29 protein-coding genes and 1 pseudogene are annotated in these 24,162 nt (G+C 62.6%); 18 read left to right on the top strand and 12 right to left on the bottom strand.

Translation table 11 applies throughout. The features are described 5' to 3' along the window. The first annotated feature begins 283 nt into the window (after positions 1 to 283). The 12 genes and pseudogenes from RBB31_RS03290 (at position 284) to RBB31_RS03235 (ending at position 10,684) form a co-directional block, all read left to right on the top strand. The gene (locus RBB31_RS03290) at positions 284 to 1,153 is read left to right on the top strand and encodes a cysteine hydrolase (RefSeq protein ID WP_306127825.1); all 870 of its coding nucleotides are present in this window, start codon (positions 284 to 286) and stop codon (positions 1,151 to 1,153) included. A 47-nt stretch (positions 1,154 to 1,200) separates the two neighbouring features. Further along, positions 1,201 to 1,680, top strand: a complete 480-nt coding sequence (locus RBB31_RS03285; protein WP_306127823.1) for a YHS domain-containing (seleno)protein — start codon at positions 1,201 to 1,203, stop codon at positions 1,678 to 1,680. Between the two features lie 81 nt (positions 1,681 to 1,761). Next, positions 1,762 to 2,469 (top strand): FMN-dependent NADH-azoreductase, encoded by a 708-nt coding sequence (locus tag RBB31_RS03280; protein ID WP_306127822.1) that lies wholly within the window; start codon positions 1,762 to 1,764, stop codon positions 2,467 to 2,469. Beyond that, entirely contained in the window at positions 2,466 to 2,594 is a 129-nt protein-coding gene (locus tag RBB31_RS03275; RefSeq protein WP_306127821.1) for a hypothetical protein, read from the top strand. The genes RBB31_RS03280 and RBB31_RS03275 overlap by 4 nt, the downstream gene beginning before the upstream one ends. Before the next feature lie 36 nt (positions 2,595 to 2,630). Then, positions 2,631 to 2,819, top strand: coding sequence for a hypothetical protein (locus RBB31_RS03270; protein WP_306127820.1), 189 nt, complete (start codon positions 2,631 to 2,633; stop codon positions 2,817 to 2,819). Positions 2,820 to 3,437: 618 nt separating this feature from the next. Next, positions 3,438 to 4,460 carry a glycosyltransferase family 2 protein gene (locus RBB31_RS03265; RefSeq protein WP_306127819.1) on the top strand — a complete coding sequence of 341 codons (1,023 nt, stop codon included), beginning with the start codon at positions 3,438 to 3,440 and terminating at the stop codon, positions 4,458 to 4,460. Continuing rightward, positions 4,444 to 5,181 carry a class I SAM-dependent methyltransferase gene (locus tag RBB31_RS03260; RefSeq protein ID WP_306127818.1) on the top strand — a complete coding sequence of 246 codons (738 nt, stop codon included), beginning with the start codon at positions 4,444 to 4,446 and terminating at the stop codon, positions 5,179 to 5,181. The genes RBB31_RS03265 and RBB31_RS03260 overlap by 17 nt, the downstream gene beginning before the upstream one ends. Then, entirely contained in the window at positions 5,178 to 6,113 is a 936-nt protein-coding gene (locus tag RBB31_RS03255; RefSeq protein ID WP_306127817.1) for a hypothetical protein, read from the top strand. The genes RBB31_RS03260 and RBB31_RS03255 overlap by 4 nt, the downstream gene beginning before the upstream one ends. Positions 6,114 to 6,117: 4 nt before the next feature. Beyond that, complete coding sequence (locus RBB31_RS03250) at positions 6,118 to 7,713, top strand: hypothetical protein (RefSeq protein WP_306127816.1); 1,596 nt, start codon at positions 6,118 to 6,120, stop codon at positions 7,711 to 7,713. Positions 7,714 to 8,325: 612 nt separating this feature from the next. Further along, complete coding sequence (locus RBB31_RS03245) at positions 8,326 to 9,882, top strand: trimethylamine methyltransferase family protein (RefSeq protein WP_306127815.1); 1,557 nt, start codon at positions 8,326 to 8,328, stop codon at positions 9,880 to 9,882. Between the two features lie 66 nt (positions 9,883 to 9,948). Next, positions 9,949 to 10,221 (top strand): annotated as a pseudogene (locus tag RBB31_RS03240) (SDR family NAD(P)-dependent oxidoreductase); the annotation flags it as partial. A gap of 55 nt (positions 10,222 to 10,276) precedes the next feature. Further along, positions 10,277 to 10,684 carry an SDR family NAD(P)-dependent oxidoreductase gene (locus RBB31_RS03235; protein WP_306127814.1) on the top strand — a complete coding sequence of 136 codons (408 nt, stop codon included), beginning with the start codon at positions 10,277 to 10,279 and terminating at the stop codon, positions 10,682 to 10,684. Between the two features lie 28 nt (positions 10,685 to 10,712). Here the strand turns inward: RBB31_RS03235 and RBB31_RS03230 are convergent, their stop codons facing one another. From RBB31_RS03230 to RBB31_RS03215, 4 genes are read right to left on the bottom strand one after another with little or no spacing between them, the layout of a single operon-like run. Continuing rightward, the gene (locus RBB31_RS03230) at positions 10,713 to 12,053 is read right to left on the bottom strand and encodes an FAD-binding oxidoreductase (RefSeq protein WP_306127813.1); all 1,341 of its coding nucleotides are present in this window, start codon (positions 12,051 to 12,053) and stop codon (positions 10,713 to 10,715) included. Then, the gene (locus RBB31_RS03225) at positions 12,050 to 13,546 is read right to left on the bottom strand and encodes an aldehyde dehydrogenase (protein WP_306127812.1); all 1,497 of its coding nucleotides are present in this window, start codon (positions 13,544 to 13,546) and stop codon (positions 12,050 to 12,052) included. Before RBB31_RS03225 ends, RBB31_RS03230 begins: the two co-directional genes overlap by 4 nt. Further along, positions 13,543 to 14,466 (bottom strand): dihydrodipicolinate synthase family protein, encoded by a 924-nt coding sequence (locus tag RBB31_RS03220; RefSeq protein ID WP_306127811.1) that lies wholly within the window; start codon positions 14,464 to 14,466, stop codon positions 13,543 to 13,545. Before RBB31_RS03220 ends, RBB31_RS03225 begins: the two co-directional genes overlap by 4 nt. A gap of 7 nt (positions 14,467 to 14,473) precedes the next feature. After that, entirely contained in the window at positions 14,474 to 15,184 is a 711-nt protein-coding gene (locus tag RBB31_RS03215) for a GntR family transcriptional regulator (protein ID WP_306127810.1), read from the bottom strand. Positions 15,185 to 15,386: 202 nt separating this feature from the next. Between RBB31_RS03215 and RBB31_RS03210 the strand changes: the two genes are divergently transcribed. After that, positions 15,387 to 16,334 carry a GlxA family transcriptional regulator gene (locus RBB31_RS03210; protein WP_306127809.1) on the top strand — a complete coding sequence of 316 codons (948 nt, stop codon included), beginning with the start codon at positions 15,387 to 15,389 and terminating at the stop codon, positions 16,332 to 16,334. A gap of 254 nt (positions 16,335 to 16,588) precedes the next feature. Here the strand turns inward: RBB31_RS03210 and RBB31_RS03205 are convergent, their stop codons facing one another. From RBB31_RS03205 to RBB31_RS03195, 3 genes are all read right to left on the bottom strand, one after another. Continuing rightward, complete coding sequence (locus RBB31_RS03205; protein WP_306127807.1) at positions 16,589 to 16,780, bottom strand: hypothetical protein; 192 nt, start codon at positions 16,778 to 16,780, stop codon at positions 16,589 to 16,591. Between the two features lie 96 nt (positions 16,781 to 16,876). Then, positions 16,877 to 17,341 carry a nuclear transport factor 2 family protein gene (locus tag RBB31_RS03200; protein ID WP_306127806.1) on the bottom strand — a complete coding sequence of 155 codons (465 nt, stop codon included), beginning with the start codon at positions 17,339 to 17,341 and terminating at the stop codon, positions 16,877 to 16,879. A gap of 86 nt (positions 17,342 to 17,427) precedes the next feature. Further along, on the bottom strand, positions 17,428 to 17,976 hold the full coding sequence (locus RBB31_RS03195) for a carboxymuconolactone decarboxylase family protein (protein WP_306127805.1): 549 nt from the start codon (positions 17,974 to 17,976) through the stop codon (positions 17,428 to 17,430). Between the two features lie 173 nt (positions 17,977 to 18,149). On the opposite strand from RBB31_RS03195, the gene RBB31_RS03190 reads away from it, so the two are divergent. The 4 genes from RBB31_RS03190 to RBB31_RS03175 all read left to right on the top strand — a co-directional run bounded on the left by RBB31_RS03190 (position 18,150) and on the right by RBB31_RS03175 (position 19,963). Then, positions 18,150 to 18,734, top strand: coding sequence for a TetR/AcrR family transcriptional regulator (locus RBB31_RS03190; protein ID WP_306127804.1), 585 nt, complete (start codon positions 18,150 to 18,152; stop codon positions 18,732 to 18,734). Between the two features lie 310 nt (positions 18,735 to 19,044). Continuing rightward, complete coding sequence (locus RBB31_RS03185) at positions 19,045 to 19,251, top strand: cold-shock protein (protein ID WP_306127803.1); 207 nt, start codon at positions 19,045 to 19,047, stop codon at positions 19,249 to 19,251. Further along, positions 19,248 to 19,484 (top strand): hypothetical protein, encoded by a 237-nt coding sequence (locus RBB31_RS03180; protein WP_306127802.1) that lies wholly within the window; start codon positions 19,248 to 19,250, stop codon positions 19,482 to 19,484. The genes RBB31_RS03185 and RBB31_RS03180 overlap by 4 nt, the downstream gene beginning before the upstream one ends. A gap of 317 nt (positions 19,485 to 19,801) precedes the next feature. Then, the gene (locus tag RBB31_RS03175) at positions 19,802 to 19,963 is read left to right on the top strand and encodes a hypothetical protein (RefSeq protein ID WP_306127801.1); all 162 of its coding nucleotides are present in this window, start codon (positions 19,802 to 19,804) and stop codon (positions 19,961 to 19,963) included. Positions 19,964 to 20,303: 340 nt separating this feature from the next. On the opposite strand, the gene RBB31_RS03170 is transcribed toward RBB31_RS03175, so the two are convergent. Further along, positions 20,304 to 21,197, bottom strand: a complete 894-nt coding sequence (locus RBB31_RS03170; protein WP_306127800.1) for a LysR family transcriptional regulator — start codon at positions 21,195 to 21,197, stop codon at positions 20,304 to 20,306. A gap of 97 nt (positions 21,198 to 21,294) precedes the next feature. Here RBB31_RS03170 and RBB31_RS03165 point away from each other — a divergent pair, with 97 nt between their 5' ends. Continuing rightward, entirely contained in the window at positions 21,295 to 22,020 is a 726-nt protein-coding gene (locus RBB31_RS03165) for an NAD(P)H-dependent oxidoreductase (protein ID WP_306127799.1), read from the top strand. A 179-nt stretch (positions 22,021 to 22,199) separates the two neighbouring features. Here the strand turns inward: RBB31_RS03165 and RBB31_RS03160 are convergent, their stop codons facing one another. The 4 genes from RBB31_RS03160 to RBB31_RS03145 all read right to left on the bottom strand — a co-directional run bounded on the left by RBB31_RS03160 (position 22,200) and on the right by RBB31_RS03145 (position 24,159). After that, positions 22,200 to 22,757: a DUF5946 family protein gene (locus RBB31_RS03160; protein WP_306127798.1), complete on the bottom strand. Its 558-nt coding sequence runs from the start codon at positions 22,755 to 22,757 to the stop codon at positions 22,200 to 22,202. Between the two features lie 12 nt (positions 22,758 to 22,769). Next, entirely contained in the window at positions 22,770 to 23,030 is a 261-nt protein-coding gene (locus tag RBB31_RS03155) for a PhzF family phenazine biosynthesis protein (RefSeq protein WP_306127797.1), read from the bottom strand. Between the two features lie 40 nt (positions 23,031 to 23,070). Beyond that, on the bottom strand, positions 23,071 to 23,388 hold the full coding sequence (locus tag RBB31_RS03150; protein ID WP_306127796.1) for a hypothetical protein: 318 nt from the start codon (positions 23,386 to 23,388) through the stop codon (positions 23,071 to 23,073). A gap of 93 nt (positions 23,389 to 23,481) precedes the next feature. Beyond that, positions 23,482 to 24,159 (bottom strand): GNAT family N-acetyltransferase, encoded by a 678-nt coding sequence (locus tag RBB31_RS03145; protein WP_306127795.1) that lies wholly within the window; start codon positions 24,157 to 24,159, stop codon positions 23,482 to 23,484. Positions 24,160 to 24,162: the final 3 nt, after the last annotated feature.

The raw sequence follows: 24,162 nt of genomic DNA, 5'->3' as shown, positions 1-24,162 counted from the left end.
GGCAGGACCTTTGCGAAACCGTTGACCGACATCGACACGACCAATGTCGGCCCCGCCTTCGAGCCACCGGACTGTCACCCTCCCGGCCTCGAAGCGACCGGCCTATCGGCTTGGATCTCAGGCGTGCCGCCCCACAGAGCGACACGGTGCCTGCCCGGACACGGCCGGTTCCCGGCCACGAGACGCAAGACCGCCCCTGGCGCGGAACGCCTCGACCCTACCACCCCAAGCGGGGCGCCCACTGGCGCGCCGTCAACACCCACCACCAGAATGGAGCCTTGAAATGGACCACGATCACTCTCATGACCAGACCCACGTCTGCGGCTGCGATGTAACCCCCGAGCGGGTAGACATGGCACGCAGGCGCCTTATCGCCGGGGCCGCGGGCGGGGCCGCTGCCGGGGCCGCCGCCGCTATCGGCGCTTCGGCCAGTGCCGCAACGCCGGAGGCACGTGCGCACTACGCCGATCCTGACGAGCCAGGTCTGCCGCAAGTCGACATGGACATCGCTCCGGGCCGAACTGCCCTCGTTGTCACCGATCCCCAGATTGATTTCCTGTCCGAGGACGGCGTCACATGGGGCGTCGTCGGCGAAAGCGTGACAGAACAGGGCACGGTCGACAATATCGAACGGCTGTTCGCGGCCGCCAAGACCGCCGGGATGCCGGTCTTCATCTCGCCGCATTACTACTACCCGCACGACCACAAGTGGCAGTTCGAGGGAACCCTGGAAAAGACCATGCACTCCATTGGCATGTTCGACCGGCTCGGCCCCCTGAATCTCGACAATTTCGAAGGCTCCGGCGCCGACTGGATGCCACAGTACAAAAAGTACATCGAGGACGGCGAGACCATCGTCTGCTCGCCGCACAAGGTTTACAGCCCCGCTCAGAACGACCTGAACTTGCAGTTGCGCAAGCGCGGGATCGACAAGGTGATCCTTGCGGGCATGTCCGCGAACCTCTGCACCCAGGCGCATCTTTACGAGCTGCTGGAGCTCGGCTTTGAGGTCGCCGTCGTGCGCGATGCCACGGCCGGCGCCAAGGTGCCCGAAGGCGATGGCTACCTCGCCGCGATCATCAACTTCCGGATGGTGGCGAACGGTGTCTGGTGGACCGACGAGGCCGTCGAACGCATCGGCAACTCCGCCTGATGCACCCCGAACAAGAACCCTACCTTCCCTCAGAAAGGATCTTTTCCATGAGACCCTCCTTTTTCCTCAAGGCTTTGTCCTTGTCCATCGCGATTTCGACCGCCGCCCTCGCGGCAGATGAAGCCAACGTCGGCAATGGCTTGACACTCAACGGCAATCCGCTCGGCATGCACGGGGTCGATCCCGTGTCCATGTTCGAAAGCAGCGCTCCGACACAAGGAAACGCTGTCCATACGTCGACCTATGACGGCGTGGACTACTACTTCACGTCCGCGGAGGCCAAAGCAAGTTTCGATGCTGCGCCGGAGCGATATCTTCCCCAGTTCGGCGGCTTCTGCGCCTTCGGTGTCCAAGTCGGCAAGAAGCTCGACGGCGACGTTCGTTACGCGGATATCGTCGAGGGGAAGCTTTATCTCTTCGTGAACGCCGCGACCCTCGAGAAATACCTCGAAGATCCGGAGGCGGTTATCGCCGGCGCCAACGCCAAATGGCCCGGTATTGTGAATACGCCTGTGAGCGATCTCTGATCCAGGCAACCCGAAAAACCTGGCGGCTCGCGCAGATGCCCGGGCCGTCCCCTCTCTTCTCGGAAACTTCAGGAGAACGCGATGACAACCCTGCTTCGCATCGATGCCAGCGCACAACGGCAAGACCGTTCGCTGACGCGTATGCTGACAAATCTATTCACGACCGAATTCTTGCATGCCAATCCGGACGCAGAGGTGATCGCCCGTGATATCGGACAGGATCCGGTTCCAGCGATTGATTACCGATTCATCCACGCAGCCTTCACCCCGCCCGAGGCCCGCGAAGACTGGATGACCGAGCGGCTGGCCCTTTCAGATGCCCTGATCGACGAGGTGGTGGCTGCGGATATCATCGTTCTGGGGGTGCCCATGTACAATTACGGGATGCCCGCCGCGCTGAAAGGCTGGATTGACCACGTTGCACGGATCGGTCGAACCTTCTCGTTCGATCTGGGACGTGGCGACTTCCCCATCGAACCGATCCTGAAGGACAAGCAGCTCGTCGTGCTGTCGTCCCGGGGCGAGTTCGGTTTTGAGCCCGGCGGGTCACGGGCGCACCTGAACGCACTGGATCCCGCCATTGCTGCCTGCGCGCATTACTTTGGTGTCGACGTCGCAGACATCCAAACCGTTGCCATTGAATATCAGGAGTTCAAGGACGCACGGCATGACCGTTCGGTCAGCGCTGCCAAAGAAGCGACGCGTGCACTTGCACAGCAGTTTGGCAGACCTGCCAAAGAAACGACGTTTCACCCGACTGACCAACCCAGAAAAAGGGCGAACCAATGACAGGCATTCCTACCCACACGATCGCGTCCGCTCCTGCAGAGGCAAAACCGATCCTGCAGGCTGCGCTGAACGGGTACGGCTTCGTGCCCAACCTCTACGCCACCATGGCGGAGGCTCCGGCATAAAATGCGTTTGTCAACCAGGACATTTCGAGTCGCTTATTGTTTCTTGACTACTTCGAAGATGGGTTGCCGGCCTTCGAGGACATCGCGAACGATGTCGGGCGCAAGGAACGCGAGACCGATCAGTTGCTGTATGCGGCGGTTCGAGGTGTCCTCGCTGGCTGCGATCTCGGAGAAAGTCTCTCCGGCCTTGATCCGGCAGAAGAACTGTGCCGGACTTTTCAATGACGTGTTCGGAAGCGGACCCTGGGTTAAAATCACTTTGCTGGGTCTGATTTGGCAATCGTCAAAGCTCTCGCAACAAGGATGCTCTCGGAACTCAGCTGATTATTGCCTGTGCAGGTGAACGCCCAAATGCGCCCAAGTGGGAAAGCACCTCTGCTTCGAACCTTCGAAGGCAACGGTACTTCGTCCTTGTGCCAGATACGCCGACTTTTGACAGCTCGGGGAAAATCCCCAACAATTCTGAGCGAGACGCGCGAGCCATGCTGCTCAAAGCGACATCTCCGGGATGAAGACGTTCAGTCAGGATCCCGTTCGATCTGACAACCTCATAACCACCTAGCAAGAAATGCCAATACTCAACGCGTGCGTTGCACCCGCATCACGCGCCTCACGTTCAGGTACATGAGAACCTCAACGGCTGTTGCTCCAGGGCGCATTCCAAGAAATCGTTAGCGGTCGTATTTGAAACACCTCGCAGACAAAAGGTGTTCACAATTCCCGGGTACTTTGGAAACAGTAAAGAATTAGGGAGACGACCGTGGTCAATGCTCAACCCAATGCCCACTCAAAATGGTTCTGCGCCTGGTCGCAGTCACTTCCGACCGTCGGAGGCGCGGCGCAATGAACGCAACTTTCGTACCGAGCCTGCTGGGTGAGGACGCGCGCAGGCGCGTGATCAGCGTCGTGGTCCCGTTCCTAAACGAGCGCGACACGCTCAAGACACTCGTTGCCCGTGTATCAGATGTGCTCCGGACCCAAGGCGAGGCATTCGAGATTATCCTCGTCGATGACGGAAGTACCGACGGCAGCGGGGTTGAGGCTGCGGACTTGGAGCGGCGGTGCCCGCCCGTTTGCCTGATCACGCTGAAACGGAATTTCGGCAAGGCAGCCGCGCTGTCGGCCGGGCTGTCGGCGGCTCGCGGAGACGTTATCGTGACTATGGACGCGGACCTGCAGGACCTGCCCGAGGAACTGCCCGGCTTCCTCGCGGAAATCGACGCAGGCTTCGACGTGGTCAGCGGCTGGAAGCGCAAGCGCCATGATCCGCTCTCCAAGACCTTGCCTTCCAAAGTCTTCAACTTCGTGCTGTCCAGAGCCTTCTCGCTGCGGCTGCATGACTTCAACTGCGGCTTCAAAGCATACACGCGCGAGGCGGCGAATTATCTGCAACGTCGCTTATATGGCGATCTGCATCGCTTCACCCCAGCGCTACTGCACAGCGCGGGCTTCCGTATCACAGAGCTTCCGGTCAAGCACGAGCCCCGGCGGTTCGGCCACTCGAAGTTCGGCTCGGGGCGGCTGATGCGAGGGCTGCTCGACCTGCTTACGGTGGTCCTGCTTACGCGCTACCGCTCGCGTCCGCTGCATTTCTTCGGCGGGATTGGTTTGGGTTTCGGCGCCCTAGGCGTTCTGGGCCTCGTCTATTTGACGGCGCTGTGGTTCCTCGGGCTGGGGCCGATCGGGGATAGGCCTCTCTTGCTGTTCAGTATCCTTTCGACGCTGGCGGGGCTTCAATTGATCGGGGTCGGCCTCATTGGCGAGCTGGTCGTTGTCTCCAAAGGGCATCAGGACGCCCCCTACGTGCTCGACGAACGCCGCGCAGTCGCCCATCGGGAAGAAGAGAACAATGCAACTGCTTGCTGAAGCCTACACGCACACGCTCCACAGTGCGCGGCCCCTCGCCGAGAGGCTTGGGCTCCTCAATTGGCTCGAGGCTCGTGGTCGAGAGCATCAGCGCGCGCTCTGGCTGAGGACGCTGTTCGAAATCTACCGGGTCGAGGGTCTCGTCGCTTTGGATTTGTGCTGGTGGACGTTCGCTGCTCAGGACGCCGTTGCAGCCCATCTGGCTGCACGGCCACGAGCTCGGGTGTTCGAGTATGGCAGCGGCGCAAGCACCGTCTGGCTCGCGCGGCGTGCCGCCGAGGTTCATTCAGTCGAGCACGACCCGTCCTGGGCTGAGGTTATGCGCATGCAGTTGGCCGACGTTCCCAATGTTCGCCTCCGCGCCATCCCGCCGACGCCGCGCCACGCCGCGATCGCCGAGGCGCCTTCCGGTCGCCGCGGCTATGCCGCCGTGGACTTTGCCGACTACGTCCGCGAAATAGACGAGGTGACTGGGACATTCGACCTTATCGTGATCGACGGTCGCAGCCGGGCGGCCTGCCTCGACCATGCCCACGATCGCCTAGCACCTGATGGCCTCATCGTGTTCGACGACCCACACCGCGCCCGGTACCGCGCCGCGCTCGCGTCTTGCAACCTCGACGTTAGGCATCTGCGCGGCCTGAAGCCGTGCCTGCCCTATCGCGATGACACCGCTCTCCTGTGCCGTCCCGGGCAAGCAAACCACAGGTTCGCCGCATGAGCATGCGGACGTGGCTTCGCTGGCTCGGCGCAGGGCTGGTCGTGCTTTCTTTCTGCCTTCTGCTGCGGGAACTGATGCTGTTCGGCCCGGAAGCCCTGCAAATCGCGGCCGAGCCAGGCCAGCTGGCGCTCGCGCTTGGCGCATCCCTCGGCTATGCCGTCCTTCTGACTCTGCCGGCCGCAGCGTGGAGCTGTGTGCTTCGCGAGGGTGACGACGCAGCGTTCGTCTCCAGGGCGGCCGTGATCATCTACGCCCGTTGCAACGTCCTGAAATACCTGCCTGGAAACGTCTTCCACTTCGGCGGGCGGCAGTTGATGGCGCGCCGGGCGGGATGGAGCCATCGCAGCGCCCTTGTGGCTACGGCGGTGGAGATTGTGGCGCTGCCGCTAGCGGCTGGGGGCGTCGCCCTGATCGCCTTAGCGCTGTCGGGCCCGTATGGGTCCGGCGACCTCTCCCGCGACCTATTCGGCGCGCTTGGAACTGTCGAATTGACGCCAGCCGCAGCGGCGCTGGGGCTCATCCTCGCCGGCTTTGCGGCGGCGGTGATCGTGGCGGTGGCCCGTCGTCTGGGCGTTGCGGCGACGTCGCTCACTGCGATGGCCGCGCTCGAAATCGCATTCTTCGCGGCGAGCGCTGCCCTGGTCGCTGGGATAGCGGCGGCGATGAACGCCACCGGGCCGGCCGACCTGCCCGTTATCGCCGCAGCCTACCTCGTGGGCTGGATCGCCGGCTTCTTGGTTCCCGGCGCCCCCGGCGGAATCGGCGTGCGCGAAGCAGTTTTTCTGTATCTCGTGGCTGCAACGGTTGCGGCACCAACCGCCCTGGCCCTCGCGCTTCTCACGCGTCTGGTGACCACGCTAGGTGATCTGTGGTTCTCTCTTCTGGCGAATGCATCGGACCTGCCTGGCACCGCGATCCGGAATGGAGGATAGATCGATGAACGTGTCCGAAACATTCCGCGTCGGCCCTGGAGGCTACATGCCCGCGATGCTCGTATCCGCTTGGATCCGGCCGATCTTTCTGCTCGCCGTACTGGGTGCGGCGCTGTCGCCGATGCTTCTGTACCCGCTGGGCATTTCCGGCGATTACCCAAACCATCTGGCGCGCGTTTACATCGAGCACCGCCTCGCCGGATCTGCGGCCTTGCAGGAGCATTTCACGGTCGAATGGGGCATCTATCCGGATCTGGCTATGGATCTGTTCATGCGCCCCCTCATGGCGGTGATGGATCCCTATTCTGCGGGAGCGCTGTTCAACGTCCTGTCCGTAGCGATGCTGCCGCTCGGTGTGGCGCTCCTTTCGTTAGTGACTACGGGACGCGTCGGCCTTCCCGTGGCAGCAGCTGTCCTGCTGATCTACGGCAAACCGCTGGCGTGGGGCTTCATCAACTTCGTCTTTTCGTCCGGGCTGGCCCTTTGCCTGCTCGCCCTGTGGATCTGGCTGCGCCCGGGATGGCGCCGCACCGCGCTATTCGTGCTCCTGATGCCCGTGCTTTTCTTCAGCCATATCCTTGGCTTCTTGCTGTTCGGCTTCCTGATGCTGGCCTATGAAATTGGCCAGTTCGCGGCCAGCGCGCGCGGGCGACTTCCGCAGTTCGCCACCCGCTTGATCTTGCGCGACGGGCTGATCGCCGTTGTACCGCTCGTGCTGTTCGCGGCGAGCTTTCCGGACCGGCTGACGGGCCTGGACACGGAGATCGCCGGCTTCGGTGGCTTGCAGAGTCGCCTGGAGGCATTCGTGGCGCCTTTCGATTACGACAGCTCGCATGTCTCGGTCGAGGGGAAATCGCTGTTCGTCTGCGTCGGCCTGCTGCTGGTGATTGCGTTCCGCCGTGGCTGGATGACGTTGGCGCCCTCGCTGCGGCCTGTCTTCCTTGCAAGCGTCCTGCTCGTCTTGGCAGTCCCTGCGGCCTTTCTGGGGATCTCGTTCCTGCATATCCGATTCGGGGCAATTCCGGTGGCGATCCTGCTGGCCGGCGCTTCCCTGACCCCGGCTGGACGGTCTCGCGCGGTCCCCTTGTGCGCGGCCTTCTTGGGCCTCTTTGCGCTCCAGCAAGTCTTCGTCCATGACAGAATGGCTGATCTCGACCGCACGCAAGGAGAGATCCGGGCGGCGGTTGCCGAACTGCCGGAGGGCGCGCGCGTGCTCATCGGAAGGGATTCCTTAACGCGGGACGTCTATCGCCTGCAGCATGCGCCAGCCTTAGTCGTGATCGAGACCGATGGTTACGTAGCGAACCTGTTCACCAACACCTCGCCTGTCGGCGTCAACGCGCGCACGATGCCGCCGCACCGACCCCAAGCCTGGCCGCTCGACCGAAACCAGCTTGTGCACGGGGCTCGCCACGATCCGCCGACGACCGCCACGTCGGATGGCATCCAAGATGACTTCTACCACGGGTGGCCGCAGAAATTCGACGCGCTGCTCTGGTTCACGGAACCGGGCGGACCAGGGCCGGGTTTCCCGCAGTTGAACCTGGTTGCCAGCAATAAGATGTTCCGCCTTTTCGAGATCCCATCGGGCGATTGGTAGAGACCGTCGAGAACGCGGTGGTAACGGGGCGGGCCGTCAGAACGGAATTTGCAAGCGCCGCGCCTAAGCGGTCTCAGCGTCGCGAGAACTGACCAATGTGACCAATTCCGGCATGATCCCAGTCGGGAACTGGTGATTACTACAAAAGCGCCAAGTGCGATGAAGACTAGTTTCGGGTGCGACATGAATAGGTCCGAGTGTATGGCCGGTACGCGGCGCGCGGGTCGATCTCGAAGAGATGGTCATGGGGATATGACGACCCAGAAAGCGAAGTCATTAACGCAGGTAGCGTAGCTTTAAGTTCCACAACAACCGCGACGCGTGCGCGAATAGGGACTGCGAGCGAGGGCACTACCGCTCGAAACGGAAAGCAAGTCCAGTGGATTGTCGGACGAAGACGGGCGCAGTTCGCGGGCGCAGCGAAGAGCACCTAGGGCGGTGTCCGGACTTTCTCTGCGCTTGGTTCGAACGTCCGATCTTTGCGTATCGTCGAAATCTTGTCCGCCGGCTTCGTGCAGTGCGAGCATGTCGTTTCTCGCACCGACATTTCGGAATCGTCCGCAACTCGCCGCTGGAGGTGAGTCAGTGTCTCTCCAACGAGGAGGCACAGCCATGAACATAGAATCCACCAGGACCCGTTTCCGCGCTGGGGGGCGCTCCGCCAGGCGCACACTGCGTGCGACACGCGATCTTGCGATGCTTCCGGGGCTGACCAACCGGCTTCCGCAATGCGAGGTGATGGACCCAGAGCATGTCGAGAAGATCGATAATGCTTCCATGGACATCTTGGAGACGGTCGGCGTCGTGTTCCGCGATGACATCGCGCTCCGAGACTGGAAGGAGGTGGGCGCCAGGGTCGACGGCGAGCGCGTCTACCTCGACCGCGGACTGGTTCGAGAGCTGATAGCGTCGATCCCCTCGGAATTCACCTATCATGCCCGCAATCCTGCGCACAACGTGCGTCTTGGCGGGCGCCACTCGGTGTTCGTGCCGATGACAGGGGCGCCCTACTTGCGGGACCTGGACGATGTCCGGCGGAACCCGACGCTCGACGATCTCGCCATGTTTCACAAGCTCAGCCACATGAGCCCGGCGCTGCATTCGACCGCGCATCATATCGTGGAGCCCTACGACCATCCGATCAGCCAGCGGCACCTGCGCATCACCTATTCGTCGATGAAGCATTCGGACAAGATGTTCATGGGCATGACGACATCGCCCAGAAACGCCGAGGACGTCATGGAGATGTGCGCGATCCTCTTTGGCGAGGAGTTCATGGACACCCATCCTGTCACCACCGGCAACTGCAACGGCAATTCTCCCCTCGTCTGGGACGAGACGATGCTCGGCGCGATGCGGGCCTTCTGCCGGCGCAAACAACCAGTGCTCTGCTCGCCCTTCGTACTGGTCGGCGCCAATACACCGGCCTCGGTGGCTGCTTCGGTGGCGCAACTCAACGCAGAGGCGCTCAGCGCGCTGGCCTACACCCAGGTCATCCGCAAGGGCGCACCGGCGATCTATGGGCATTACCTGTCGACGGTGTCGATGAAGTCTGGCGCACCGATGGCCGGCACGCCCGAGATCAGCCTCATGAACTTCATGATCGGCCAGATGGCCCGGTTCTACGGTGTGCCATGGCGGACCTCGAGCAACCTCGGCGGAGCGAAGACCTTCGACGCCCAAGCGGGTTACGAGAGCGCCACGACGCTGTCGGCGGTGATGCACGCGGGCGCGAACTACATCTGGCACAGCGCGGGCTGGAACGAGGCGGGCATGCATTGCTCGGTCGCCAAGTTCGTGGTGGATGCCGAACAATGCGCGATGGCCTACCGGATGGCCGAAGGGCCGAAGTGGGACGATTTCGACCAGGCGCTGGCAGCCATTCCGGATGTCGGCCCCGGCGGGCACTACCTCGGTCATCCGCATACGCAGGAGAACTTCCAGACGGCCTATTTCATGCCGGAGTTGTTCGACAACAACTCGATCGAGCAGTGGGTGGCCGACGGCTCGAAGGAGATCACACAGCGCGCCCTTGAATTCGCCCTGAAACTGCTGAGCGAATATCAGGAGCCTGCGTTGGACGAAGCGAAAAACGAAGCCCTGCTCGATTACATCGCACGACGCGAGCGCGAGATACCCGCGGTCGATGCGCTCAACCAGGAGTACTGAAAGGTTGCGGTCAAAGACGGCAAACAGGCCTTGCGGGCCTTGGATGATGCCGGGCATACCGACAGCATGAAACGTTTCGAGGAGAAGGTCACGCTGGTTACCGGCGGGCGCAGTGGTATCGGGCAGGCCATCGCCCGGCGCCTGGCCGAGGAAGGCGCAAAAGTCTTCACGGCACAACGGCGCGACGATCCTGAGTTCGACTCTGTCGCGATGGACCTTCTGGACCCGCAAGGCCCGGCCGCGGCGGTCGAAGAGGTAATAGCGCGCGCAGGGCGCCTCGACGTGCTGGTCAACAGCGCCGGCATGATGCAAGAGGCGCGGGTCGAGGATATGACTGTCGAGGACTGGCAGCGCACCCTCACGGTCAACCTGACCGCACCCTTCGTGACGATCCGTGCCCGCGCTTCCACATCTTCGGTCGACCCGTGGCACCATCGTCAATGTCGGTTCCATCGAGGGGCTGGGGAGCAACCCGAACCACGCCGCCTATTCCGCCTCCAAGGCCGGGCTGCACGGACTGACCCGGTCTGTCGCTGTGGATCACGGGGCCGAGGGCATCCGCTGCAACGCCGTGGCCCCGGGCTGGATCGAGACGGAGCTGAATGCGGGGATGGTCGGTGCCGCCGGCGATGCGGAGGCCTTCCGTGCGGGGCTGGGGCGCATCCATCCCGTGGGACGGACGGGGCGTCCCGAGGAGGTTGCCGCCCTTGTCGCCTTCCTTGCAGCAGAGGAAAGCGGGTTCATCACTGGGCAGGTCTACACGGTGGACGGGGGACGAATGGTGCAGTTGTGTCTGCCGTGAATCCGTTAAACGGTGGGTAGCATAGCCTTCACTCCTCCCGCGCGCGCCACTCCTTCAGCCGCAGCACCGCGTTCGCCCCGATCTGCCGAAACGGCTGTGGGGGGAGGCGTCTCGGCCGCTCCTCGGCTCCGAAATGCTCGGTGACAAAGCTTGTCTGCCCCACAGACATTTCTGCCGCTGCAATGCCGGTAAGGGTGCCGCGGGTCGTGCCAAGGCCATTCTGGACACAGCCCGAGTAGATGCCGTCATCGAGCTGCCGCGTCACCGAGACGCCGTTCAGGGTAAGGCAGAGATGTCCGGCCCAGGCGTGCTCCATCTCCATCCCGGCGAGTTGCGGAAACCGCTGATCGAACTTGCGGCGCATGGCCCGGGCGGCATGGGCGAGGTCGGCGCTTGTCGGTCGCATGTTCGGGCGCAGCGTCGCGCAGGTGCGCACAACCAGCCTGTTGCCGCCCTGTCCGCTGTCGATCCGGCGCACCGTCGTGCCCATCGGGTCTGCCGGCGTGATCCCCCATCTTGGCTTCCCGCCAAGTCGCTTCAGCGCCGCTTCATCCAGCTCCGGGGTCATCACGGCGTAGAGGAAGAGCTGCATGAGCCGTCCCGTCTCGAACCCGAAGCTTTCGAGGTGGCCGTTGACTGTCAGGATGACCCGCGGCGTGGTGATCGTGCCGCGGGGTGTCTGCACCTGCCAGTCTGACCCGACGCGCTCGAACCCGGTGCCCGGCGTTTCTTCGCAGATGTCCACGCCCTGTTCACGCAAGCCCGCCACCAGGCCGCGGATGTAGCCGGCGGGTTGGAGCATTACCGTGCCGGGCGAATAGAGGCCGGAGCGGTAGTGGCCGGACCCGGTCATCTCGCGCATGGCTTGTGCGTCGAGCATCTCGCAGCTTTCGCCGAGCGTGCGGAGATGGCTTTCATAGCTGGCGTTATGGGCTTCGGCGGCCGCGCTCACCGCGCCGTTCACCTTCCCTGCCCGGTCAAAGAAGTTCCGGTCGATCCCGTATTCCTCGACCGCCTCGCCCGCGAACCGGATCGCGTGACGGTTGAGGTCGATCATAACCCGGTCATCTCCCTCGCCCGCGTAGTCATCGGACTGCAGGTCATGCGGCAGGTCGATCATGAAGCCGGAGTTCCGGCCCGCAGCACCTTCGGCAACGCGCCCGGCTTCGAGCATCACGATCCGCGCACCGGGTTGAAGCTGCAAGAGGCGCCGTGCCGCCGAAAGACCGGCGAAGCCTGCGCCGACCACGACGAAATCCGCGGTGCGGTCGCCCTCCAGCATACGCGCCGGGGGCTGCGGCCCGAGGATCGTGTTCCACGCCGCCGGCCCGAGTTGGACTGGCAGACGCCGGGCACGATGGGCGATCAATCGACGGCCTCGTCTTCGTCGTCGGAGAGGTCGATCCAGATCGTTTTCAGTTGCGTGTACTGGTCGTGCGCGTGAATGGAGTTGTCCCGCCCGCCGAAGCCCGACTGCTTGTAGCCGCCGAAGGGGGTGGAGATGTCGCCCTCGCCGAAGCTGTTCACGGTCACGGTCCCGGCCCGCAGCATCCGTGCCCCCCGGATCGCCCGCTTTGCATTGGCCGTGAAGAGCGAGGCCGCCAGTCCGAAGTCGGTATCGTTGGCCACCCGGATCGCCTCGTCGAAGCTGCCGACGGTGATGACCGAAAGGACCGGCCCGAAGATCTCCTCGCGGGCCAGCGCGTCGTCGCTGGACGCCACCTCGACCACGGTTGCCTCGACAAAGCCGTTTTCCGCCTTTCCGCCGAGCACCACCGTCTCGGCCTGTTCAAGATATCCGCAGACCTTCCTGAAATGCGCCTGTGAGACGAGCGCGCCCAGCCGGACTTCCGGATCCAGCGGATCGCCGGTGTTCCACTGCCTGGCGTGGTGCGCGATGCGATCCAGAAGCTCCGCCTTGATGTCCGCGTGCACGATCAGGCGGGAGGCGGCCGAGCAGTTCTCGCCCATGTTCCAGAAGGCGCCGTTGACCACATGCGCGGCCACCCGGTCCAGATTGTCGGCATCCTCCATCACGACCGCGGGATTCTTGCCGCCCATCTCGAGCACGACTTCATTGGCGTTGCTTTCCGCGGAATAGCCGAGGAAGCGCTTGCCGGTGACCGTCGAGCCGGTGAAGGAGACCATGTCGATGTCCATGTTCCGCCCGATCGGCTCGCCCACCTCCGCGCCGCCGCCCGGCAGGACGTTGAGCACCCCGCGCGGCAGCCCCGCCTCGGCCGCCAGTTCGGCGAGCCGCAGCGCGGTGAGCGGCGTTTCCTCGGCAGGCTTCAGCACGATGGAACAGCCGGCCGCCAGTGCGGGCGCGATCTTCCACGCCATCATCAGCAGCGGGAAGTTCCACGGCAGGACAAGGCCCACCACACCGATCGGTTCCCGCACGACCAGGGCGATGTGATCGTCCGAGGCCGGGGCGACCTGATCGTAGATCTTATCAATCAGCTCCGCGTGCCACTTGATGCAGTGGATGGTCTCGGGCACATCCACGGTCTCGCAGTCGTAGATGGTCTTTCCGCTGTCGAGGCTCTCCATCACCGCCAGTTCGCGGGCATTTCTGGTCATCAGCTTCGCGAGCCGGATCAGCACGTCCTTGCGTTCCGACGGGTGCAGCCGCGACCAGCGGCCATCCTCGAAGGCCTCGCGCGCCTTCGCGACGGCGAAATCCACGTCTTCAGCGCCACAGGACGCGACCTGCGCAAGCTCCTCGCCCGTCGCCGGATTCACCGTGGCGAAGACCCGGCCCGAGATCGCGGAACGGTAACCACCATCGATGAACGCCATGCTCGGCAGGTCGAGGCCCGCGGCGATCGCCTGGTATTCGTCTTTCGTCAGCAAGCTCATGTCGTGCCCTCCGCTCGGATGTCGGCGATCGTCCTTTTCAGCACGCGGGTCACCTGTTCCAGCGCGCGTTTGTCGTCCTTGTTCAATCCCTTCAGCGGCGGGCGCACGACCGAACAGTCGATGCCGGTCATCGTCACGCCGTGCTTGATCGTCTGGATGAACTTCCCGCCCTGCTCGAGCACCCGCATCAGCGGCATCATCGCCGACATGATCCGCCGCCCCTTGGCGAAGTCGCCCTCGACCACGCAGGCCTCGTAAAGTGCGATGTGTTCTGCCGGCAGGAAGTTTGACCCGCCGCAGACCCAGAAGGGTGCACCCCAGGCGAAGAATTCCAGCGCCTGGTCATCCATGCCGCAGCCCAGTTGAATATGCGGGTAATCCCGCGCCAGCAGGTGCACGCGATTGATGTCGCCGGAGCTTTCCTTGATGCCGCAGAAGTTGCGGGAGCGGCCGACGCGGTCGAGAAACTCCTCGCCCATCATGGTGCCGGTGCGGTGCGGGTAGTTGTAGAGCATGATCGGCAGATCCGCCGCCTTGTCGATCGCCAGCGCATTCAGTGCGTTCTCTCGGTCGGTGGGCACGGAATAGGGCGGCGATGCCAGCAGGATCGCATCCGCCCCCATCCCGCGCGTGGCCTGGGCCAGTGCGATGGAGTCCGAGGTCAGCATCGCCCCGGTTCCGACGATCACCGGCACCCGGCCCGCAGCCCTTTCAACGGTGAATTTCGCGATCTCGATCCGCTCCGCCACGGTCTGGGCGTAGTTCTCGCCCGTGGAGCCGCCGGTGATGAGGCCGTGCACGCCCTGGGAAATCAGCCACTCGATGACGTCGGCGAGTGCGTCCCAGCGAACGGACCTGTCCTCAGCGAAGGGTGTGACGACGGGCGTGTAGATGCCGTCAAATCTGAATATTGCAGTCATGTCTGCATCATCCGGTTGTCGTCCGCGGCAGATCTCCGAGCGGGATGTCGAGGCTGCCGGGCATCACGAAAAGCTCGATCTGCCCGCGCGACAGGCTCCAATGTTCGTCCGCCAGCCGACCGGCCCGCTCCTCGTCTCGCGCCTCGATGGCGTCGATGATCTCGTCATGCTGCTGACAGGCCTTGTCGAGGTCCCCGGCCATCTCGTTGGATTGCGGCCGGTAGAATGTCGTGCCGATCCGGGCATGGTCGATCAGAAGCCGATGAAAGGACGGCAGCAGGTAGATATTGCCCGCCATCTCGCCGGTGATCTCGTGAAATCGGTTGTTTGCCAGGGCGCGGTCGACGGCAGTGCCCTTGCGCAAGGACCGGCGAAACTCGTCCTGCGCCTGCTTCAGCGCCTCGATCTGCGCAGGTTGGGCGTTCTGGGCCGCCAGCCGCAAAACGGCACCGTAGATCATGGGCGCTGTCACGAAGAAATCCCGCAGGGTCGAGAAGGACATGTCGGTCACGCGGGCAGAACGATTTTCGCGCAGCATAACGAGACCTTCCCCCGCGAGCTGCCGCAGCGTTTCGCGCAGGGGCGTGCGCGACAGCGAAAATTTCGCGGAAAGCTTGGCTTCATCGATGTCCGCACCGGGCGCGATTCGCGTGGAGAGGATCTCGGTGCGAAGGTACTCGTAGAGCATGGCTTTCGTCGATTTGATGTCGGGTGTCACTGTCCTTCTCCTTCGTTCCCGATGTTCGCCGGTCCCGGACCGACGCCAACGTCGCAATCAAGCTATACTGATCGTATAATCATTGTATAAAGTAAAGCGACATACATGATACAAAATCGACGGCCCGTCCTTGGGATAGATTATGCCGAAAGTAGGGCGGGTGCCGTTTCAGCCCGTAACATCACGCTTCAAGGGACCAGCCATGGGCGCGCAACACTTCGTCTTTCTCCTCGTCGAGAAACATACGCACCTGACACTCGCCTGCGCGATTGAACCTCTTCGCATCGCGAACATGATCCGCGGTGAAACCCTTTACTCTTGGTCCTATGCCTCTGAGGACGGCGTCTCGTCCCAGGCGTCCAACGGCTCCGTGACCCTCGTTCAGCATTCGTTCCGAAACCTTCCGAAATGCGACCGGCTGTTCGTGATCCCGGGGCTCGGCATGACCGAGTTCATCACGCCGGCACTGTTGACAAGTCTGCGCAAGGCCCGCTCCACCGGGGTCCGGGTCGGTGCGCTGTGTTCGGGCGCATGGATCTTGGCCGAGGCCGGGTTCCTGAACGGAATGAAGGCGGCCATCCATTGGGAGTACCACGACGCCTTCACCGAAAAATTCCCTGACGTCGCACTTGTCCGCAGCGTCTTCGTAGCCGACGAGAAACACGTGACGGCATCTGGCGGCACGGCAACTGCGGACCTCATGTTGAACCTGATTGACCAGGATCATGGCTATGACCTGTCGGTCGCCGTGTCGGACATGATGGTCTACGCAGGGGCTCGGGAGGCGTCCGTCGATCAGAGGATTTCCCTCCAGTCGCGCATCGGAATGCGCAACCCCCACGTCGCCCGCGCCGTCGAGATCATGCGCGCCGCCTTGGAGGAGCCGGTCTCGCCCGTGGCAATAGCGGAGGATCTCGACATTTCCGTCCGGCAACTGGAGCGCCTCTTCGGGCGGTACTTCAACACCAGCCCCAGCCGCTACTACATGGAGTTGCGGCTTGATCGCGCCCGCAACCTGCTATTGCAGACGGAGATGTCGATCTCCGAAATCGCGATCGCCAGCGGCTTCCAGAGCGTCGGCCACTTCACTCGTCTCTACCGCAGGTCCTTCGGCTCCACCCCAAGCGCCCAAAGAGGGCGGATGGCATGAAAACGGCCTGCTCCGACACTCACGCGCTGTAGAACGCGACATTCGGCATCAAGCACTGGCCCTCCTACGTGAGACGCGATGAGGTTACGCATCGGGTCTGCTGGAATCAGGAAGATTTCGGGCAACGAGGAAAGCCTCTGTCGCGTCAAAAGACACAGATCAGCCGTTCACGGCACGGGGGTCACGCCGCGTAGGAGAGTGCGATGTCCGCGTTCCTTGGGTCCAATTGGCAAGGGGGCGCTGCCGGAAACGGGTCAATCGGTCGGAAAATCGGCCAATGACAGCGCGCAGGCAGCTCTCATGGTCTCGGGGCTATCGGCGACGGTTTGGGCGGCGCGTTCCACGAGGGCCGGACCGGCCTCGGTGAGGGCTGGCGAGACCGCAAGGCTGCTGGCGGCAATCGCCAGAGCCAGGGTGGAAATGCGAAGCATGTAAGTGGTTTTCATTCTACTAAGACCTTCTGGCTGAAAATAATGGTTGCGGCCGGGCGTGGCCCGGCTGGCGCGCCGATGCCGTGAAAAACGCATGGCACCGCGCTTGTCTCAGAGTCCCAGGTCCGAAAGACCCGGATGATCGTCGGGCCGCCGTCCGAGCGGCCAGTGAAACAGCCGTGCGTCCTCGGTGATGGGCAATTCGTTGATCGAGGCGATGCGCCGTTGCATCAGGCCGTCCGGAGCGAAGTCCCAGTTCTCGTTGCCATAGGCGCGGAACCATGATCCGCTGTCATCGCGGTATTCATAGGCGAAGCGTACGGCGATCCGGTTGCCCTGATGGGCCCAGAGTTCCTTGATCAGCCGATACCCCAGTTCGCTTGCCCATTTGCGGGTCAGAAACTCCGTGATGCGCTCGCGGCCCTGAAAGATCTCGGCACGGTTGCGCCATTGACAGTCGGGCGTGTAGGCCAGCGCGACCTTTTCCGGGTCGCGGCTGTTCCAGCCATCTTCGGCCATGCGGACCTTGGTGATGGCGGCGCTTTCGTCGAAGGGCGGAAAAGGAGGACGTGTCATGGACTAACTCCGTTACGATGGAATTCTGGTGCCCCGGCAGGGGACAGGTTGGGATCCGTGGGAAGGATGCCGGGGCGCCTCCGGGGTCAGGCCACCTTGGCGTTGACGACCGGGAAGTCGATCGGCGTGTCGAGCGCCGAATTCAGGTAATTGGTCAGCGTGTTGAGCGCGACATGAGCCACGATCTCGACGATTTCAGCCTCCGAGTATCCCGCGGCCTTGATGGCCGAGACATCGTTCTCGGACACATGGCCGCGCGCGTTCACGAGGGCGGTGGCAAAGCGGATGGCGGCATCTGCCTTTTCATCCTCAGACCCGCCGCCCCGGTTCGCGGCGATCTCCGCCTCGTCGAGCTTGGCCACGTGAGTGGCGAGATAGGTATGGGCGGCAAGGCAGTAGTCGCAGCCGTTGATCTGCGCCACGGCCAGCGCGATACCCTCGCGGGTTCGGGCATCGAGGCTGCCCTTGGCGAGCGCGCCGTTGAGGCCGAGATAGCCTTCGAGCGCGGCAGGGCTGTTGGCGGTAATGCGGAACAGGTTCGGCACGCTGCCGAGCATTTTCTTGACGGCTTCGAGAAGGGGTTGTGCTGCGGCCGGAGCGGTTTCGATCGAAGCGGGAAGTGCGATACGGGTCATGTGGTTGTCTCACTCTATTCTGGTTCGAATGTTCAAATTACATACAGACAGGTCTGTTTATTGCAAGTCTCGAAATAGCGTCGGATTTGTCGGCGCGTCACCGCTCCAAGACTTGTAAAACACAGGAATCCCTGCCACATATATACAGAACAGTCTGAATATGTTAGGTTATAATGCCAAAGTCTCGTCGCGACGATCTTGTAGAAACCGCCCTGAAACTTTTTTACGCGGGCGGCTTCAATGCCACCGGGATCGACAAGATCCTGGAGGAATCCGGCGTCGCGAAGATGACGCTGTACAACCATTTCCGATCCAAGGACGAACTGATTCTCGCGGTTTTGCACCGGCGTGACGAACAGTTTCGCAATTGGCTGATGGGCGAGATGGAAAAGGCCTCGCCCGAGCCGCGCGCGCGTCTGCTGGCAATGTTCGACGCGTTGGAGACCTGGTTCGAGGGACGCGCGTTCAGGGGGATGGGATTTCACGGCTGCGCCTTCATCAACGTATCCGGCGAATTCAGCGACCAGTCACATCCCGCCCATCGCGTCGCCGCCGAGCACAAGCGCAGCATCCTGGAATATCTCGAACGGCAGTGTGCCAGCGCCGGAGCCCCGGACCCGGTAAAGCTGGCCGAGCAATTGGCCCTGCTCAAGGAGGGTGCCATCGCCACCGCCCATGTGCGCGGCATGCCCGACGCGGCGCAGATCGCCAAGGAAATGGCCGCGCGGATGATCGATGCAGCCCTCGCCGAGGCATAGTTGCCGCCAGTGAAGGCAGCCCTGGCTTTTAGATTTCTACACTTTCAAAGATTTCCAGAGCGTCCTCGAGCTCACCCCGAGATACTGGTCGCTGACCGCAATACCCAAGATGGCAGCATCAACTGGCGAATAGAGGGTCGCCCAGCCCAATGCGGCTTGTATTTCGTGCGTCGCAGGCTTACTTGTAAGATGCTTATGTTGTTCTCTCGAACCGCTGCTTCCGTTTACCCGGCTCTCAGTTGATCGATTCAGTCTGACTATGCCGGGCTGCCGCATCCTGTGGGCAGCACCCAAACAGGAGTACACGGATATGGCCAATGGCACCGTGAAATGGTTCAACTCAACCAAAGGTTTCGGATTCATTCAGCCGGAGAGCGGCGGCAAGGATGTGTTCGTTCACATCTCCGAGCTGGAGCGCGCTGGCATCCGCGGTCTGGATGACGGCCAGAAGGTCAAGTTCGAGACCGAGACCGGCCGTGACGGGCGCGAGTCCGCCAGCGCGCTGGAAATCGCATGAGCTTTTCCCTCGAGGACGTCTTCAAAGAGGTCCCGCCGCAAACCGGCAATGGCGGGCGGCACCTGACGCCTTCCAGCGTTTTCAAGAACGCGCCAGTTGCGCCAGTCACCCGGCTGGACAAGACCACAGCGGCGGCCAGAGAGATACTGGAAGCCGAGGCCAACGAACGGGTGGAAAAGAGCGCCAAGCTCAAACTAGCCCGAGAGGCACGCGACGCAGGGCTTTCCCGGTAAGGGATCGCCCGCGGTCGCGCGTCCCCTGATCGTGCCAAAAACGCTTCCGACCGGCTCACGCGATGGTCGGGAGCGGCGAACACACCGCAATCGGAGCAGCCTCTGCTACTGACAACGCACCGGCTGCTGGTTTGGGCCTCACCGAGACCTTTGCCGAAGACCGGGATCACGGCCCCGACGCGGGGCGTGATCGGGACGCGTGGTCAGAAAATTCGACAAAACGCGCCGCACGCTGCGCCGCGATGACCAGGCACGGCAGCTCCGGTTCCCGTGCGAACCCGGGCAGCTTCAACACATTCAAATGAAAGTGGAAAAAAATGGGATATTCGACCCCGAAGAAACAACTGGACCTGAAGGAATTTCTGAGCGAGCCGGCCAAGAAGTTGCCTTTCCGAAAGTTCGGCATGCGCAGCGCGCCGTTCAAGCCCGGAACAGGGTCCAAAAGCCGCGCGGCGCAGACCGACTCCACCGAAAGCTGAGCCCGGCAGGCCTAGCGTTAGCGGCAGCGGCTGGCGCATTTCCGCGTTCATCAAGGAGTTCTGACAGCGATGCAGGACAACCGTCGCGACGGACAGAGCCCGGTGTTTTTGCGCGCCTTTACCTCGGTCTCGGTTCAAACGCTTCCCACCGCTTAGACCCGAGAAAAGCTGCCAATGCAGCAATGCAGGCTGCGACTGAAGCATCTTGATGATAGAGCGAAGGTCCGGAATGGGCCCTGAGCGACGTCCGCTGCTGCCTGCCGGATGTCCGACCTGCTGCGACGCCGCATGACGGCTTTGAGCCCCTCTTGCAAATTACCTGGACAGCAGGGAACGGCCGCTACTCGGAGCCGTCAATCGTTTCAACCAACTCTGCCCGTGCGGTGCCGAAGAAATCGAGCACGGCGCGAATGCGGGCGGTATAGCGAAGGTCGGGATGGGTCAGCATCCAAAGGTCCGCGGCGAGGTCTTCGACCTCCATAAGGCGTTGCAGGTCAGCATCCGGTTCGGCCAGATAGCACGGTAGAAGCGCGACGCCGATGCCGGCACGGACCGCAGCATGCATACCCAGGACGCTATCCATCCTGCAGATGCAAGATCGTTCACACCCGCGCTTTCGCATCCATAGGTGAAGCTGAGGATAGGCCATCGACGTGCTCGGGCCGATCCAAGGCAGGCCTGACAATTCCCGTCGATCGACCTCGCCGAGGCCAAGCGACCGCGCCCCGTAGATGGCTTGCCGGATTCGGCCGAGGCGGCGTCCGACCAAGTGCTCCTCGGGCGACGCCGCGGGCCGGATTGCAATATCCGCCTCCCGAACGGAGAGATCGGCAATCTCGTTCGATACAGCGACCTCGAGCACGATCTCGGGTTCCGAATGCCGCAAACGGGCAATCTGAGGTGCCAGCAGGCCGTGTAGAAGCGTGTCGGTCGTCGCCAGGCGCACGATACCCGAGGGCCTCAGATCGCGGCCCGCCACGCGACGTTCGGTCACGATGGCGAGGTCTTCCATCTCGCGCGCGGTCTTCGCGACTTCTTCCCCTGCGGCCGTCAGGCGATACCCCGTGCGAAATCGCTCGAAGAGCCGCACGCCAAGCTTCTCCTCGACCGCGTTGATCCTGCGGAACATGGTCGGATGGCTCGACCCGGCAAGATGCGCCGCGCCTGAAAGCGAGCCCGCTTCCGCGATCCGAAGAACGGTCTGGTAGTCGTTCCAGTCGAGCCGGTTGTTCATCTGTGAAATCCCGATATGCAATATTTTTAGGCGACATAACACGAATGAAAGCCCAGTGTCAGGTCAAGCTCCGTAAAGGATCAAGGAAGACACCCAGATGCACACCCATATCGTTCATGCTCATCCCGAGCCGGCCTCATACAACGGCGCCCTCACGCGAGCGGCCGAGACCACGCTCGAGCATCAGGGCGCCACCGTCACGACAAGTGACCTTTACGGATCGGGCTTCGACCCGGTCGAGAGCGCGCAGCACTACGCGGACCGCGTGCAGTCGGACCGGTTCGCGCCCCTTGCCGAGCAACGCCACGCCTGGCACGCCGACAGCTTGCCCGAAGATGTCCTGAAGGAGATCGGCCATCTCGAACGCGCGGATCTCGTCATCCTTCAGTTCCCGCTCTGGTGGCATGGCCCGCCTGCGATCCTCAAAGGGTGGATGGACCGCGTCTTCGTGAGTGGAGGGCTCTACACCAGCCGGATGCGCTACGGCACGGGCTACTTCAAGGGACGACGCGCCCTCGTATCCGTGACCACCGGCGCGCCGCGCGCCGCCTTCGGCCCAGCAAGCCGGGGCGGAGATTTCGAAACGATGCTCTGGCCAGTACAGTATTCGTTGCACTACATGGGCTTCTCGGTTCTGCCGCCGTTCATTTCCTATGGAGTGCAGGGGCATGGCTACAGCTACGAAGACCAAAGCAGCCTGGAAGAGAGGCTGAGGGGAAACCTCGCAGCCTGGTCTTCACACCTCACAGATCTGGGGGACGTCGAACCGCTTTGGTTCCCTGACTGGCCCGACTGGAACGAGGACGGCAGCGCAACCGGTTAGGGGCGCCCATCGCCGGGTCCGTAGGCTGGGAGCGATTTCAATCAAATCCGCGTATCGGTTCATGCCACCACTTTCCGCGCAGACACATAACACGGCGATGTCCCGCGTATGGTTCAGGCGCTGATTCCAAAGCGCCAGCTCTTCTTCGAAGAATCTACGATGACCTTCCTCGAATGGCGTCAGTTCTTCCGTCGCGTCGAGGGCAGACGCTTGGCCCGAGGCTTCAAATCCCCTCTTCTCTCGGCAATCCATTCTCGAATGTACGCGTGGTGCCCGGCCCAGTCGTTCCACGTCGCGGCAGCCCAATCGCGGACCTTCCCGGCGTGATGCGCTGAGCCGGCGAATGGCGCAACATCCGCAGCGGTCACGGTGAAGCGCGCCGGCGGCTGCAGTTGTTTCAGGGTCTCCTTGTACTTCGAGAGGCCGAGCATCACGTCGTTCGTCTCACGAGGGGGGCGCGGATCAGCGAGTTGCAGGCACAGACGTGCAAGGTGCAGACCGACGGATTGGATCCGGCGTCTGTCACTGCCCTCTCCCGGGTGCTGAACCGCGTAGGTATCGACGGTCAGGCGATGCGTGTCACGAAGTGACGGCTGGCTATACTCCGGCGCAAGAATGCGGTTGAACCGTTCGAAACAGGCCGGCGAGGATGTCATGTAGGCATGAACCGGGCCATCGCTGTCCCTGAGGACTGCGCCGCAACCGGCGCATCGGGAGGTGTCGGTGTGCCTGCTCATCTCGGCCGCCTTTCAGGGAAACTCGGCCTCGGGCGAGAAGTAGCGCACCCTCCACGGGCCGTCGCTCTGCTGGGCGGCAAAGACGGTTTCGGAGTAGCCGACCTGGGCCGCGAGATGCTGCATTTCGGCAACCGCGGGCAATGCGTCCGCGATCATCACGCCGGCGGGGTTGCCACCGGTTTCACCAAGAGAGAATGCCGCATAACGCCTGATCGCGGAAAGCGGGTCGAACTGGCCGTCGGAGGCGTCGATCGTTTTTTCAGTAAGCTTCATAGAAATCGTTCCTTTGTGAGTGTGTCGAAAAGCCGGGATGTCAATCGGATGCGCATGCCTGTTCTCTTCGCGAAAGACGCCATCCCCAAATGCCGGTCACGAAAATTCCGACATTTCCCGCAAGGTCCAAAAGCATCCAAGTGTTCAGAACCGGCTCGATCAGCCAGAACCAGATATTGAAGGCAAAGAAGGGGACCGAACCGACCAGCCCGAAGACGAGGAAAGTCGTGGGAGTAAATCGGGCGGTGGCAATGATCGTGCCGCACAGCACCGCCTGCGCGCCGAAACAGCCCATCAGGAAACGGGCTCGTTCGGTCGCGGTCGCGAGCTCGGGGCGGAAGGTGACGCGCACCACCATACCCGGAAACAAAAGGCACCACGCGCCCAGGAAAAGAAAAATCGCGGCAAGACAGATTTGCAGCGTTCCGGAGGTCATCGGGTTATTCCTTGTTCAGTCTTCGGCGGTAATTTGTGTGTCGGTGCTGCCGACATGACTGTCGGCCACGGCGCGGCGACGAACCGACATACCCTCGGCTCGCTCCCCTGTGATGCTTCGGGTCATGAGAAGCGCGTCACCTTCCGCGTAGTGCAAATCCGGGTGCGGAACGATGGGCCGCCGATCCGCGACGCGGAAACCGACGCGCTGATAAAAGTCGACTGCGCGCGTGTTTCGCTCGAAGCAGATGAGTGACAGGCGCGGCAGGGCGCGGGTGAAAGCCAAGGCCTCGACACAGTCGAGAAGCGCGACTCCGATCCCGTGAGATCGGAACGGAGCGTGCACGGCAAGGCCGGAAATGTAGAGAGAGCCCGGATCTTCCAGCGCCGCGTAGGGAGCGAGCACCGGGTCCGTTTCCGGTTCCTCTGCGTCCGTTTCCGGCATCTCGAAGGCGTGGACCATTCCGACGATCTGTTCGCCCAAAGTCGCAAGCAGGCAGTTCTGATAGGAAAAGGTGGTTCCGGTACGGGCATAGCGGGCGGCACCGACCGCTTCGAGCGTCGTGCCTTTTCCGGCCAGCCTGCGCCAGATATATGTCGCCAGCCCGTCCGACGAGATGAGAAAGAGCCGGGCGATCTCGGCGGCATCGCGTTGTTCGGCCTGCCGGATCTCGAATTGCGTGTTTGTCTCCATGAG

Origin of the sequence: Roseovarius sp. MMSF_3350 (assembly GCF_030733425.1) — a bacterium.
Classification (GTDB): domain Bacteria; phylum Pseudomonadota; class Alphaproteobacteria; order Rhodobacterales; family Rhodobacteraceae; genus Roseovarius.
The sequence above is the reverse complement of the archived record's forward strand: the minus strand, read 5'-3'. Positions and strand labels throughout refer to the sequence as shown.

Bases quoted from the DNA above. Each gene is read 5' to 3' on its own strand.
- RBB31_RS03290 (WP_306127825.1), top strand. From the start codon at position 284: ATGGACCACGATCACTCTCATGACCAGACCCACGTCTGCGGCTGCGAT.
- RBB31_RS03285 (WP_306127823.1), top strand. From the start codon at position 1,201: ATGAGACCCTCCTTTTTCCTCAAGGCTTTGTCCTTGTCCATCGCGATT.
- RBB31_RS03280 (WP_306127822.1), top strand. From the start codon at position 1,762: ATGACAACCCTGCTTCGCATCGATGCCAGCGCACAACGGCAAGACCGT.
- RBB31_RS03275 (WP_306127821.1), top strand. From the start codon at position 2,466: ATGACAGGCATTCCTACCCACACGATCGCGTCCGCTCCTGCAGAGGCA.
- RBB31_RS03265 (WP_306127819.1), top strand. From the start codon at position 3,438: ATGAACGCAACTTTCGTACCGAGCCTGCTGGGTGAGGACGCGCGCAGG.
- RBB31_RS03260 (WP_306127818.1), top strand. From the start codon at position 4,444: ATGCAACTGCTTGCTGAAGCCTACACGCACACGCTCCACAGTGCGCGG.
- RBB31_RS03255 (WP_306127817.1), top strand. From the start codon at position 5,178: ATGAGCATGCGGACGTGGCTTCGCTGGCTCGGCGCAGGGCTGGTCGTG.
- RBB31_RS03250 (WP_306127816.1), top strand. From the start codon at position 6,118: ATGAACGTGTCCGAAACATTCCGCGTCGGCCCTGGAGGCTACATGCCC.
- RBB31_RS03245 (WP_306127815.1), top strand. From the start codon at position 8,326: ATGAACATAGAATCCACCAGGACCCGTTTCCGCGCTGGGGGGCGCTCC.
- RBB31_RS03225 (WP_306127812.1), bottom strand. From the start codon at position 13,546: ATGAGCTTGCTGACGAAAGACGAATACCAGGCGATCGCCGCGGGCCTC.
- RBB31_RS03220 (WP_306127811.1), bottom strand. From the start codon at position 14,466: ATGACTGCAATATTCAGATTTGACGGCATCTACACGCCCGTCGTCACA.
- RBB31_RS03210 (WP_306127809.1), top strand. From the start codon at position 15,387: ATGGGCGCGCAACACTTCGTCTTTCTCCTCGTCGAGAAACATACGCAC.
- RBB31_RS03205 (WP_306127807.1), bottom strand. From the start codon at position 16,780: ATGAAAACCACTTACATGCTTCGCATTTCCACCCTGGCTCTGGCGATT.
- RBB31_RS03200 (WP_306127806.1), bottom strand. From the start codon at position 17,341: ATGACACGTCCTCCTTTTCCGCCCTTCGACGAAAGCGCCGCCATCACC.
- RBB31_RS03195 (WP_306127805.1), bottom strand. From the start codon at position 17,976: ATGACCCGTATCGCACTTCCCGCTTCGATCGAAACCGCTCCGGCCGCA.
- RBB31_RS03190 (WP_306127804.1), top strand. From the start codon at position 18,150: ATGCCAAAGTCTCGTCGCGACGATCTTGTAGAAACCGCCCTGAAACTT.
- RBB31_RS03185 (WP_306127803.1), top strand. From the start codon at position 19,045: ATGGCCAATGGCACCGTGAAATGGTTCAACTCAACCAAAGGTTTCGGA.
- RBB31_RS03180 (WP_306127802.1), top strand. From the start codon at position 19,248: ATGAGCTTTTCCCTCGAGGACGTCTTCAAAGAGGTCCCGCCGCAAACC.
- RBB31_RS03175 (WP_306127801.1), top strand. From the start codon at position 19,802: ATGGGATATTCGACCCCGAAGAAACAACTGGACCTGAAGGAATTTCTG.
- RBB31_RS03170 (WP_306127800.1), bottom strand. From the start codon at position 21,197: ATGAACAACCGGCTCGACTGGAACGACTACCAGACCGTTCTTCGGATC.
- RBB31_RS03165 (WP_306127799.1), top strand. From the start codon at position 21,295: ATGCACACCCATATCGTTCATGCTCATCCCGAGCCGGCCTCATACAAC.
- RBB31_RS03160 (WP_306127798.1), bottom strand. From the start codon at position 22,757: ATGAGCAGGCACACCGACACCTCCCGATGCGCCGGTTGCGGCGCAGTC.
- RBB31_RS03155 (WP_306127797.1), bottom strand. From the start codon at position 23,030: ATGAAGCTTACTGAAAAAACGATCGACGCCTCCGACGGCCAGTTCGAC.
- RBB31_RS03150 (WP_306127796.1), bottom strand. From the start codon at position 23,388: ATGGTGGTGCGCGTCACCTTCCGCCCCGAGCTCGCGACCGCGACCGAA.
- RBB31_RS03145 (WP_306127795.1), bottom strand. From the start codon at position 24,159: ATGGAGACAAACACGCAATTCGAGATCCGGCAGGCCGAACAACGCGAT.